Source organism: Streptomyces tauricus, from assembly GCF_014650955.1.
Taxonomy (GTDB): Bacteria; Actinomycetota; Actinomycetes; order Streptomycetales; family Streptomycetaceae; genus Streptomyces; species Streptomyces tauricus.
In genome coordinates this window covers 31,991-44,309 of sequence record NZ_BMVY01000050.1, presented here as the reverse complement: position 1 = coordinate 44,309, position 12,319 = coordinate 31,991, and the positions used below count along the sequence as shown (strand labels likewise).

General features: G+C 62.1%; 6 protein-coding genes and 1 pseudogene. 1 reads left to right on the top strand and 6 read right to left on the bottom strand.

Annotation, left to right across the window (positions count from 1 at the left end; translation table 11 throughout):
- Positions 1-57: 57 nt before the first annotated feature.
- A pseudogene (locus IE278_RS38840) lies at positions 58-303 on the bottom strand (GntR family transcriptional regulator); the annotation flags it as partial.
- A 77-nt stretch (positions 304-380) separates the two neighbouring features.
- Between IE278_RS38840 and IE278_RS42695 the strand changes: the two are divergent.
- Positions 381-665, top strand: coding sequence for a hypothetical protein (locus IE278_RS42695; protein ID WP_246571484.1), 285 nt, complete (start codon positions 381-383; stop codon positions 663-665).
- Between the two features lie 1,212 nt (positions 666-1,877).
- On the opposite strand, the gene IE278_RS38835 is transcribed toward IE278_RS42695, so the two are convergent.
- The 5 genes from IE278_RS38835 to IE278_RS38815 form a co-directional block, all read right to left on the bottom strand.
- Complete coding sequence (locus tag IE278_RS38835) at positions 1,878-2,204, bottom strand: hypothetical protein (protein ID WP_189779720.1); 327 nt, start codon at positions 2,202-2,204, stop codon at positions 1,878-1,880.
- Positions 2,205-2,441: 237 nt separating this feature from the next.
- Positions 2,442-3,371 (bottom strand): SCO4651 family lipoprotein, encoded by a 930-nt coding sequence (locus IE278_RS38830; RefSeq protein WP_189779719.1) that lies wholly within the window; start codon positions 3,369-3,371, stop codon positions 2,442-2,444.
- 959 nt (positions 3,372-4,330) lie between these two features.
- The gene (locus tag IE278_RS38825) at positions 4,331-5,086 is read right to left on the bottom strand and encodes an HNH endonuclease (protein WP_189779718.1); all 756 of its coding nucleotides are present in this window, start codon (positions 5,084-5,086) and stop codon (positions 4,331-4,333) included.
- A 92-nt stretch (positions 5,087-5,178) separates the two neighbouring features.
- On the bottom strand, positions 5,179-6,726 hold the full coding sequence (locus IE278_RS38820; protein ID WP_189779717.1) for an AAA family ATPase: 1,548 nt from the start codon (positions 6,724-6,726) through the stop codon (positions 5,179-5,181).
- Between the two features lie 127 nt (positions 6,727-6,853).
- Positions 6,854-12,313: a DEAD/DEAH box helicase gene (locus IE278_RS38815; protein ID WP_189779716.1), complete on the bottom strand. Its 5,460-nt coding sequence runs from the start codon at positions 12,311-12,313 to the stop codon at positions 6,854-6,856.
- Positions 12,314-12,319: the final 6 nt, after the last annotated feature.

The window sequence follows — 12,319 nt, the reverse complement described above, 5'->3', positions numbered from 1 at the left end:
CTCGACCGCTTCGCTTTGACTGCACCTGAGTCACACAGAAGATCGTGTTACGAGCTCTGAGGACCGAACAATCCGCACCCGTTGCTGAGGTTCGGCGACATACGTGCCGGATCCGGCACGGCCTTCCAGCAGCCCCTGGGAGATCAGCAACTCCTGCGCCCTACGGACCACGTTCTCGCCCACGCCGAGCTCTTGGCCGATCTGGGCGCGGGAAGGGAGACGGTCACCCGGCTCCCACACATGCTCCGTGATCCGTCGCCGGAGTTCATCGGCGACGTGGAGGTAGGGCGGTTGCTCAGACATGTGGAAAATCTAGTCCACTAGCTCTAATCTAGTTAACCAGCTTCACGCAAAGTGATCGCCGGTGACGGAGGCTGTCTGTGTCCGCCTTAGGAGTTAGCACGGCAGCCATCGCCGCTCGACTGCACGCCGTCGGACTCACCACGCGAGTCACGGAACACGCTCACCACACATCGGTCGAAGCGGAGGTGCCGGAATCCCTCTCCGCTGATTCATGGCGGGAGGTCCTGGAGGTCGTGGCGGGAGCCGATCGGTTCGGACTCCTTGCCACCAGCCTGGGCGACCGCACCTTATGGGCGGTCGTACGCAAAGCGGTCCCCGTGACAGGCGATGCCGGAGACCAAACGATCAGCGACAGGAGCTGATTCAGCGTGCTTAACCTCATCCGCCGCGCCGTCTCCTTCACCAGGGCGCGACACTCCCGCAGGGGCAGGCACCGCCGCCCCTCAATGTCTTCCCGGGGGCCAGCCGCTCCCGCATCCACGGTGCCCGCTGACGAGCCGACGGTCGCTCTGGGATGGCCTCGCGACGAATCGAATCACCGACACCCGCTCAGGGGTGAGGACGCCGCACTCGTACGCCCATACGTCTTGGCCTGTGAAAGGAGCGGACGACACCCAACGGTTGCCGTTGCTCCTTGCTTACCGCCCGACGGCTGTTCAGCTCTGCTGGGGGTCCGCTGATGTCCTCGCAACGGCAGCCCCGTGGCCCAGATGCCTCGGTTGCCTTCTATCAATCGATCGCCTGCCGAATCGGGACACACCACGCTTGCTCGGAATCCTCACCGGCGTCGGCGCCGGTCGACGTGCCGGTGATCTACGAGACCTGCGACTGCGCGTGCCACTCGATGCCCGACTACTCCACCGCCACGGAAATGAAGCGGTGAGCAGCCAGGCATCGGCCGGCGTGTCGGCACCCAACATCAAGGGCACAGAGAGGCAGACACAGAGATGACTACACAGGACGGACTGAGGCTTCTCCCGTGGGCGGGGCCGGACGGCAATCCGTGCTACCTCAGCACTGAAGACCAGGACAGCTACGTGTCCCGCTTGGCAGACCAGATCGAGGCGACGCAACTCGGAATGGCGTCTGCGCTGTTGGAGCAAGCGCTTCAGGTACTCGACGATGGGGCTTCAGATCCGGAGTGGCTGAGCCTTCTCGTTGCCCAACTGGCTGGCTCACTGCGGGATGTGTTGCGGGTGGCGAACAGCCGCGGGAGCTGTCTGGCGATGCCGGACTTCCTTGGAGGGGAGCCACAGTCTGACCGCCGAGGGTGACTTCCGGTCGGGTCGTGTCCAGTGCGGCAGGGGGCTCGGACATAGTTCGAGGCCGCCTGCTTTAAGTGGGAGCTGTCAAATGGGCGAGGAGCTGGCCGCTATCTGGACGGAGGCGGCGGCTAGCTGCGACCTTCTGGAGCCGTCAGCTTGGGAAGCTGCGTCTCCTGAGGCCGGTCTGGGCGCCGACCTGGGCGAAAGCTTGCGGTGTGGCCTCATCGGGCTCAGCTGCTGAACCGTGGTTCCCCGCTGCCCCGTCATATCCGGTGCGCTTGCGGTGTGTTCGTCGCCTACACGGGAGGCCTACAGATCAACACGTGTCTCGACGTCACCCCGCCGGAGAAGGACGTACGCCGGTCGGAACGGCAGGCTGCGCAGAATCGGTTCCAGGACCTTGAACAGAGCATCGGCGTCGGGTCCGTAGGTGTACACGACGGCGTCGCCTCCTCCGAACTCGTTTCCGTCGACTTCCCCGACGCCTGCTTCCTCTGTCGCTGCCTCCATCGCCTGCTCAGCTTCGTAAATCTGCTCGCGCTGGTCGGCATCGCCGAAACCGTCACCGGCAAGCCGGAAGTGTGCGATGACAGCATGCTCCTCATCCCCGCTGTAAGGGGCAGTGGGTGTCTCCATGCCGCACACACTGTCATCGAGGTCTGACACCCTCTCTGCCGTGTCGGCCAGGGATACGCTCCACCAGCACGCTTTCCAACTGTGGGGGTGGTGCGATGAGTGTCGTTCGGGGGCGTTCAACTGGGTTCATGGGCGGTTGACCACTGAGACGAGGGCAGCCCAGGGGCCCGCCTGAACGGTCGTGAACGTCGCTGAATGAGACGGAAACTGAGACGGTGCCACCGGGCCGGATGTCGCTCAGCCTGCCGGTGCCTGATCCGCCAGTGCGCCGATGTCGGCGGTGTCTCCGGATGGTGGGGCTTTGACGGTCACTGGCTGGTTGACCTCGAGGAAGGTGATGGTCAAATCGAGGGGGTCGCCACCGGTGAAATCGAGCGGGGTGCCCTCGGTGCCGCCTCGCGTGGCGTAGGTATCACCCCGCATGCGGAACTGCTTGGTGTGGTTGTCGTCGTCGATCCACAGGTCCATGGTGAGCGTCTCGTCGATGTGCAGTGCCATGAACTGATCAAAGCTCTCGATCTGGCGCTCCCGAGTCGCCTTGTCGGCGGCAGCATCACGGGCGGCGCTCAAGCCGCTGCTGGTGACCGTTCCTCTGTAGTGAGTGGTTCTGGTGCCGTCGATCGTCTCTGTCCCCGCTTTCTGCAGATCCTTGGATCCGGTCAGAATCGTGGACTGTACGGCGGGGTTTCCTTCAAGTTGGCTGGGCAGTACGCGGTAGGAGTTGTTGTCGACCGCGCCACGGCCCCATACGGCCGGGTCGGCTCTGAACCAACTCTTGCCATCCAACTTCTCGGAGGCGATCGCACTCCCGCCGACGTACATCACCTTGTCGACGAACCGGACCTCCAGCCGACGGTTTTCGCTTTGGTCGGCCATGGCCATCTGCATGCGCATGACCAGCGGTTCCGTGCTCATGGATGCCTCAGCCTCCAGACGGCCCCTCTCCGGCACGGCCCCGGTGATCCGATAGTGGAGCGATGCGATGTCCTCGGAGTTCTTCGCCGCTTTCGCCACGGCCGCCGCGGGAGTCACCTTGGGCTGGTCCTCATTCGCGGAATCACTCACGGAGCCCTTGCCGCAGGCAACCGCTCCCCCAGCGAGCAGTACGACGGCAAACGCCGCGCTCGTCACTCTGCGCGGTGCCGAGCCGCGCACTGAAATCTCCATGATCCCCCCGGATTCACGTGTCCGATCCATGCCAAGACCGGGAGCGTATCCCTGAGGCGCGTCCGGTGATCCGGTGGGTACTGGCGAGGCATGTGCGGGTTGCCGCACATGCAAGATTGCGAGCCCTACTGAGTCGTCGGACTCTCAGCTTGGGAAGCTCGGGTTTCTTGGCGGCGGTTGCTGCGCTGACCTGCCGCGGAGTGGTGTTGGAGCCCTGGCTGCACCCGGGGCCAGTCCCCGCTGTTCCCCCTGGTTCCCCGCAGGATCTGGCACGCGAATGGCACGCTCCCTTCGCCTCGAACGTTCCTTGGCGGAGCTGGGCCCCGGAGTGCCTGGGCCTCAGCCGACGACAGTCAGCCACCATGGCGGGTGCGCCGACCGACCACGCACACGTGTGTCTCGCCGCACCCCCACCGACCTCGGCCACGCTGCCATGCCGTTGACCAGAGCAAGCTGCGCCGGCGGAAGCGTGGCGGTGAGGACTTCTTCGTCCCGAAGCAACTTGGGTGGGGGCGGTGCCTTGGGCCGGTGTGGGCCTCACCCGCGCTGATGGTCCGCAGACGTTCGCGGTCGTCCGCCGGTGTTCGTCGGCGTTGTCACGCAATTAGACACTCACTTGCTCAGCGCTCGATGTTCTACCTCTACTCAGGGGCAGGCCCGGCACCTCCTCGTACCCACCTGGCTGTCAACGGTCCTGGCAGAGAGCGGGAAGGCCGCTACGGAAGGGGCGGTATGAGGAGCCGTTCGCGCGAGGTGTGATGCCGAGCTTCTTCTTCAGTGCGGTCAGATGTTAAGCGTCCGTGGCCGCCTGCTTGGCTTCATCCTCGGCGGCCCGTGACCGTGCGGCTCCAGGGGCGAAGACGATCCGCTTGGCCTTCCTTGGACGCAACCCAGCTGTCCGTGCTGTCCTTAGCACTACAGGCTACCTACCATTGCGGTCCCCGCCAGATTTGACCCCGTCAAGCCATCGGTGATGTGAGTAGCTTCCGATAGCCGCCGCTACAAAATTCTGCATCTCTAGACAGGGCACGATAAAGAGCCGCCTTCCAGTGATTTACGCCCTTTCTCTCGGCTCCTCGAGCCAAGGCGCTAAGAGTTGATCGCAATCCTGAATCACCGAGGGAGGTATATGTTTCATCATAAAGATCAATTTGGTCCGTTAGCTCGGCTATGGCCTCCATCTGATAGAAATCGAAAAGGCCAAGTATCTTGAACTGCTTTTCGACTCTCGTGAAGGTGAGGTTGTCTATTTTATCGGAGCGGTGCAAAGAGTATCTGATTGCGACGGTGCTTTCGACGTCTATTTCCGTGACTAATATTTCGACGTCCGGGAATTCATCGAAGTATGCGTGAAACATGAGTAGTCCGTCTACCTTGTCACATTCATCCCCTTTTAGTCGATTACACCTTTCACAGACAGGGATTAGGTTATCGGCCAGGATCGAATATTCCGGGAATGCATTCTTTGGAAGGAAGTGATCGAGGGCGCAAACCTGGGCTCTTTCACACAGCGGACACCGAGAGTTGCGAGTCAATGCTGTTCGGAAGATCGAGTTTCTGAGATCTTCCAGAGGACGGCCTCTGTCCAGGAGTGCGTAATTCCCCAGAAGGGCCTTGGTGAGCACATCGGAACCGTGGGCAAGCGACGTAAACCGGCGAATATCTCGCAGAACGTCCTCGTAGTCGCCATAGGCGTCGATGATTCCCGCGCGCACTCCCATGAGGACACGCCGAGAGGATGGTCGTCTACGGCTCACGGCGAGATCGAGGTCGGCCAGGCGATCTCTGTCCGGGCGAGGGAGTCGAATCATCTACCGGGCCGATCGCGGCTGATGCTCGCCAGGTAAGAAATGGACTGTGCGCTCATCTCTCCGTCGAACAGTTCTATGATCTCATCCAGGTTCAAGCTCTCCTGCATGGATCGGAGGGTTGAGTGATAGTCGGTCGCGCTGCTGTCCAAGTTGAATACGTGGCGCGTGAGCAGTCCTACATTTTCTGCAAAAGTTTCGATCTCTGGATTGGCGACAAGTGTGAGATCTCCAAAGCGCTGCAGGACCCTGACGTAACGTCTGGGGACTTCCTGGAGGAGGACCGGGGAGTGCGTCGCCATCACGGCGTAGGAGTTGAACTGGTCCAGGGATATATTGATGCTCTTGAGCAAGGCAGCCAAGAGCGGAGGGTGCAGGTGGGATTCGGGTTCGTCGATCAGAACCAATGATCCGGGCTCCAGGTGCGCTACAAGCTGCACGACAATGTTGAGCACGAGTTTGTGTCCGGTACTGAGGCCAGAAAACGAATTCCGCCACGAATCACTGTCGAAGGCGAAGGTGTCGGACAACTCAACTCGTTTGAAGGAAGGTTCTCGGCTCAGCGGAGAGAGGGCTGCTGTCAGCCTCTGTTTACGCTCGGGCGTACTAGCCCTAACGAGGGCGGACATGATGTCATCCTGGATCTCCTCGGCACCCTTGAGTGACCCGGTGCGGGGCGTGTGGGAATCAAGGCTGCGATTATATCTCCTAAGGCCACAATAGGTGTATCCCGAGACCTCGCCGCTGGATTCCAACCGATCCTCTTCTTGTCGGTTCTTCCCCGGTAGGTCGAACGTGTCGAAAGCGCTATATGAGATAGCTATGACCGATGAGAAGCGTGGCGCACCGCTTGTTCCTGGGAATTCTCCGTACCGCCGGATGAAGCTCTCGTCGGCTCGGTCGGTAAGGTCTGCATGCGCGGTGTTGGCTAGGTTGGCAAGGAGTTGCGTTTTTCCGCATCCGTTGTAGCCCACGACGACGTTGATGCGGCCTGGCAGGGGGTAGCGATCTGCGAAACCAAAGTTAATGGAGAAGGGATCCCCTCCGACACTCGTTCTGAACGTGAACCCGAGTTCACTGTCCTGCGAGGATATCGTTCCTTCGAACAGGGCTGTGGCGTCTCTCAATGCGAGTTCGGCGTTCCCGTAGCGCAGGAGTGAGGCGGCCATCGCCGGCTCGTTGGCGAACGATTCCCTGAGTGAGGGGTCGATAGCGATATCGCGGAGCCCGAACAGAACACTGTCGCGCAATTCGACCGGAAGTCCGTGCAGCGCTTCATAGTAGGAAAACGCTTGCCCGAGTGAGCAATAACTATCATCGAGCTGGACGAAACTTTCGGGGATCTCGGTGGTGCCGCCGCTCTGCCCTCTTTTTATGATCTTGACGGATCCCAAGTCAATAGATGCCTCTGTTCGGGATGGATACAGATAAGCATCGAACATGGTTTTGAATCCAAAATCATCCCAAAGGTCGCGCCGAAGGACGAGTGCCGGAAGGCTGGACGGCACGGTGAAGCCCGCGCTGCGAGGCACTACAAGAAAATGCATCAGCGTACTCCAGACGTGTGTCCACCAGAACTCATATGCGCGGAACTGCTAGGTGCGCGAAAGCGCGGGAGCGGCGGTGACAGAGGGCAGGGGCCCCAAAAGGGGTCCCTGCCTTCTACCCGACCGGTCAATCGAAGAGGCTCTGCAGTCTCGACTCGATCCAGCCGGGCCGCCGAAGCAGCTCGAACGTGTCGACCGCGACGATCGCGCGCTGTGGCGGTTCGCTGTCCAGCACCGGGTTCTCGAACGACTCGAACGACTCGAACACCTCGAAGCCCTCTGCCTCCAGTGAGGTTAGCGCTCGGGTCACACGCTTCGAGCGGGCGGGACCGGTCCAGGACTCAAGAGGGTGGGTGATGAGTACAGCGAGATCTTCGTGCTGGATGTCTTTCAGGACTGGCAAGCCGTGGGAGGAATCAGCCTTCCAGTGCGAGAAGCTTCTGGCGAACCGCTCGACTCGCTCGAATGCATAGTCCTCCTCAGCGGTGAAGTCCAGGTTCCCCCCATCGAGCAGTTCGACCATCTGTGTGGCCAGGCGCCAATCGAGCAGCGGGTGGTAGGCGCTGTTGCTGTAGTCCCGCAGGCAGTCGTAGCAGGACGAGTCGCATGGCCCGGCCCTCAAGCTGCCGGAGCGGTGGCGGGTGAGATCGGCCGCGACCTCACGTGCGGCGAGCAGGAAGTCGGTAGGGCGCTTCCCTAGCCAGGTCGAATATCCGGCACCGTTCTCCAAGGTGTCCGAGAGGAAGACTTGCGCCTTGACACTGCCCTCTTCTTCTCCTCGGTCGGGATAGAGACCCGCCGAGAGTTCTCTTCCGTCAATGTCCAATAGCCTGACGGCAGCGAGTTTGAAAACCGTACCGAGTGAGAGCCAAGCAGCCCTTGCGGCCATGCGTCTCGGGTCGAGGGCCAGATCGGCGGGTTGCTCGCGGAGGCCGACCAAAAGAACGTCGGTCAGTTTCACTGAGGCCAGTGCCAGCTTCTCCTCGTTGCTGACCGAATGCTGTGTGGGCAGGCCCAGATCTCTCGCGCGGTCGGCGTCAGCCAGGAGTTTTGTGTCCAGCAGACCGTCGTGTCCCTTGACCTTGCCGAACTGGTATCCCTCGCCAGTTCCTGCGTTGACCACCACGATGCGTCCCTGGCCGCTTCTGAATTCAGCGGCCTTAGTGCAGCGTGGGACGAGCGCTGATGTCGTGTCAAGGGTGAGGCGCGCGGAGAACGCGCGTGGTGTGAATTCGAATGTGCCGTCGTAATCCTGAGCCTTGTAGCTGGTGCGAAAGCCGAGCGGCTGACACGACGGGAGCATCCGGTAGTCACCGGCTTCTCCTGCGGTGGCCCCACAGACAGGACACGAATGCTCGGATTCGCGGAGATTGACGGAGAGGCACTTGGCGCAGATACCCACCATGAGACGATCACTGTCCGGAGCTTTGCCGGGCAACCACTGCCCGCCGGCGGGCTCGTACGTCACGAGGCCGACTGCTGTGTGCAACGCCTTGTCCTTGACCACTTCACCGCCGGGCGCCCACTCCGAGATGGCGATGTCGATGTCCCGATCGATGACGTCGGTGAGTTCCGGTCCGTGCGGCCTCTGATGATGCAGGTTGCGAACCCGGGTGGGGAATCCGAACATAGGGAGCACTCCGCGCTCCGCGAGCGACTGGCTGAGCGGACCGGCGTCCGGCGCGTTCGTCACCACTTCCTCTATCTCGGAGTAGAGGCGGGAAGTGGCCCAGGAGACCAGATCATCCAGCGAAGGCGCGCCAGGAGACGCCCCTTGCAGGAGAACCTGGCCCGCGTGTCTCTTAGCGATGTCGTTGTCGGCCAGCCAGGTACGGACGTCATCCCGCACCAATGGCCATCCGCTGACGGTCCCGAAGGGCCCGTGGACATTGCGTCCCGGATCCCAGTCGGACGTCCCCTCGACCGACCGGAAGGCGAGAGTCAGCAGGCTTGCGGCGTAGCAACGGAGCAGGATCTCCCGGCGATCGAGATCCACGTACGGGCTAGGCGAGGGATCGCCGGTGATCCGATAGGGGTGCTGGAAGTAGTGGTCGTCATGGGTCCTGGTGCCACGGCACAGCGTCAGTGCGATGGACAGGTGATCGAGTCGGCGGCCGGCCCGGCCCACACGCTGCTGGTAGTTGAAGCGCTGTGGTGGCATGTTCGCCATTACCACCGCGCGGAGCGCGCCAATGTCGACGCCGGCCTCCATCGTGGTGGTGACGCTGAGTAGGTCGACTTCATCGACCAACTCGATGTCCTTCCCGCTCAGAAAGACCGACTGGAAGAGGGCTTGCCGAGCCTGTGCATCGTCGTTGTCGGTCTGACCCGTCAGCTCTTCGCAGTGGAGCCTGAAAGGGATCCCGGCCTCCCGGGCCAGGAAGGTGTAGTAGTCGTCCAGGGTGACGGAATCTGGGTCGAGGGGTTCGGTAACGAGATGTGAACTGAGGCAGAAGGCACAGACGCCCGCGGAGCCGTGGAGGTGCCTTCTGGTACACCGTTCGCAGCGCCATTCTGTCCCGCCGGCCAGGACGATCCTGATCTTCTGCCCTTCAATCCGAGGCTCCGCGTCGCTCAGCCCCAGTGCATTCTTCACCTCTTGGACCAGTGCGTCCGGGAATACGTCGTGACGCTGTGCGACGGCGTTGATGTATTTCCTCGCTGCTGTGTGCAGATTCGCCGGCGGCTCAGGGCGCTGCTCCTGGAACTGGCGGCGCACACCCAGCAGCCTCAGCGTGGACAGGCACACCTGGCGGAAGACCTCGTCATCCAGCAACCGGCTCTTGAAGGTGATGTCCTGAGCGGCATGGCCGATGCCGAGCGACTCCAGGTCGCGGCCGCCTCCCGCAAAGACCGCCTGTTGGACCTGTGCCTGCACTGTTCTGTGGATTTCGGAACTCAGGACGCGTAGATCGTTGGTGAGAGAAGTCTCGGGCCGCTGGATCGGGACGCCACTGGTCCAGTCGTAGAGCCTGGTCCAGCTCCGTGACTCGGTGCTAGCGCTCAGTGAAAACGAGGGCCCACCGGGATGCACGCCGTATGTAACTGCTTGCGTGCTGACTTCGTTGCCGAGTTCGACGAGTGTCGGGCCCTTCTGCTGGGCCCGGTAGTCCGCCAGCACGCTTTCGTGTTCGGGGGTGAGGCTGTCATGGGCCAGGGCGACCACTGCTGCAACCAGATCGGGTGAACCAGTCGCTGTGAGCTGGGTCAGCGCGGCCTGGCCTGCCTTGTTCCCCTTGAAGAACTCTGCCGCCAACGCCACGAGATCCTTCGGGTGATCGAGGGCGGCGATCACGAGCTGCCTGACCAAGTCCTGATAGTGCGACCGCTCCAAGCCCGCAGAGATGCGGGCCGCGTCCTGTCGGCTGTCCGAGAAGACGACGATCTTCGTCTGCAGCTGCCTTTTGAGGGCATCGGTTAGGACCTGGTTGGACTTCTCAAAACCTGTACCCATGGTGCGGATGGGGGACCGGGAACGTGACGGGTCCTCGAACTGGCGGACATTCTTGAAGATCTCTTTATCTTCCCCGCAGCAGGGACAGACGGTGGGAAAGGCGCGGACCTTCCCGAGGTGGCCCTGCGGTTGGCTCTGCGCCACCAGCAGGTACCCGTTGTTCTCCTCGTTCGGGTAGCTGCCAACCTTGCCGCTCGCGGGATCCAGCACGGCCGGAACAAAGGTGAACGTGTATTCCGGCCGATTCTTTGCCTTCGGTCGGCCACCCTTGTGTTTGTGCGGCGATAGGTCGAGGTCGGAGCGTTCTCCCGCAGTGGGCAGGAAGATGCTGTACACATCGGCGGTGCGATCGAAGCGCGCCTTGTCCGGGAGGGATTCGAGATCGGTTGCGGTGGAGACCAGGTAGCGCCTCGTGGGATCGTGGCCGAGGTTCGGAGAACGGAATCCGCCGAGGAAGACCTCTCCGCACGTGTCGCAGTACAGCAATTCCAGGACGCGAGCGCCGCATTCGCAGGCATACCTGGGCCGGCTGTAGAGCTTTCCGACCAGGCGTTCCGCCGGTGAATCCGCGGTGCGTGGTTGGACTTCCGAGCAGTTGCGATCCGCGCACGCCCACATGCCGGTGACGTTCCGGAAGAACAGGTGGAGCCGGAATCGCGAGCCGGCATCCGCCTCCCCGTCAAGGCGCGAGATGAGTGCGTCGGTGGCTTCCAGTGCCTTATCGGGTGCGAGGCCAGGAAAGAGCTTGGCCGACACGTCGGTCAGCGGCTTCGCTCGGGGGGAGTCGTCCTCGTCGCTCGCTCTGAACGCGGCCTGGAGCGCCGCGTGCCGGTCAGGAAGTGGCGGCAGGACACCTGTTCCTTGGCCAACGGTGTTTGCCCAGGGCATGAGATCGGTCCTGCCCTTGGTCCGGACGCGTTCACCGGCGAGCACGGAGAAGCGGTCGGCTGATCGTCCGAAGAAGTCGCTCAGAAACTTCCGGTCCACCGGGTTTTCCGGATCCATGGAGGCGGAGGTGGCGATCACGGACAGTTGGTCGGAATCGGTGGACAGCCCGAGGCGGTCGATAAGCTTGCGTAGGAGGTAGGCGACCTCAGTGCCCTGAGTACCTCTGTACATGTGGAGTTCGTCCACCACCAGGCTGAAGACGTGGTCCTTGGAACTCTTCAGCCAGTTACGAGTCCGATCGAAGATGGGATCCTCGTCTCGGCGCATGAGCATGATGTTGAGCATGCTGTAGTTGGTGATGAGGATGTCTGGCGGAGCGACCTGCATGTCCCAACGAGAACGCATCTCGGCCCCGAAGGGGCGCTGGAGGAAGTACCGGGCTTCCTCGTCCTCCACAAGGCCGTCCGCGATGCGCTGCTCCAGCTGGTGGCTTCGGTCCTCCATCGAGGCCAGAGCCCTACGCAATTCCTTCATTTTGGAGGAATTCGGCTTGGAGGCTAGCTCCAGGGGGCCGGCAACCGGGGTGCGGCCGGTGTAGCGGCCGAAGTGGAAGCGGTTGCCGTTACGGTGCGTGTCGAACCAGCCGCGTACGTCTGGTGCGTCCAGGCTGCGTCGCAACCTGATCAGCTGGTCCTCCACTAGCGCGTTCATTGGATAGAGAAACATGGCGCGCATGGCCGAGGGGCGGCCGCCTCCGTGGCGCTGGGCCTGCCAGTGCCGTGATGTGCGCCACCAGGGCCGCTCCTCGGCACTCTGGGGCCCTGCTGGTGCCCACTGACGAGATTCATTGGCTAGTCTGGCTAGCACCGGGACGAGGAAGGCTTCGGTCTTTCCGGAACCGGTTCCGGACGTCACTACGATGTCCCGTCCGTGATTGCTTGCCCTCAGGGCCTCCACCTGATGGGTGTAGAGCCTGGGGATTCCCCGGAGCAGCCCATCTCCCAGAAGTCCGGCGAACTCCGGAACCCCTATTTCCGTCGCTAGCTCTTCCAGAGTCTGAGCTGACTGCACATATTGAGGCAAAAGCTCCAGATACGGATCCTGAAAGAGGACCCCGGGAGTGCAAAGTAGCTCTTTGAGTTCCTCGCCTACCGAAGAGTCGCGAAGCGAGTAGGCGGTGTCGTAGTACCGCTGGAAGTACTCGGCAAGTTGGCCGTGGACGGCCGACGGAGAGATGCCAGACATCAAGAT

Excerpts from the sequence above, each read along its gene's own strand:
- IE278_RS38815 (WP_189779716.1), bottom strand. The coding sequence starts at position 12,313 with ATGTCTGGCATCTCTCCGTCGGCCGTCCACGGCCAACTTGCCGAGTAC.
- IE278_RS38820 (WP_189779717.1), bottom strand. The coding sequence starts at position 6,726 with ATGCATTTTCTTGTAGTGCCTCGCAGCGCGGGCTTCACCGTGCCGTCC.
- IE278_RS38835 (WP_189779720.1), bottom strand. The coding sequence starts at position 2,204 with ATGGAGACACCCACTGCCCCTTACAGCGGGGATGAGGAGCATGCTGTC.
- IE278_RS38830 (WP_189779719.1), bottom strand. The coding sequence starts at position 3,371 with ATGGAGATTTCAGTGCGCGGCTCGGCACCGCGCAGAGTGACGAGCGCG.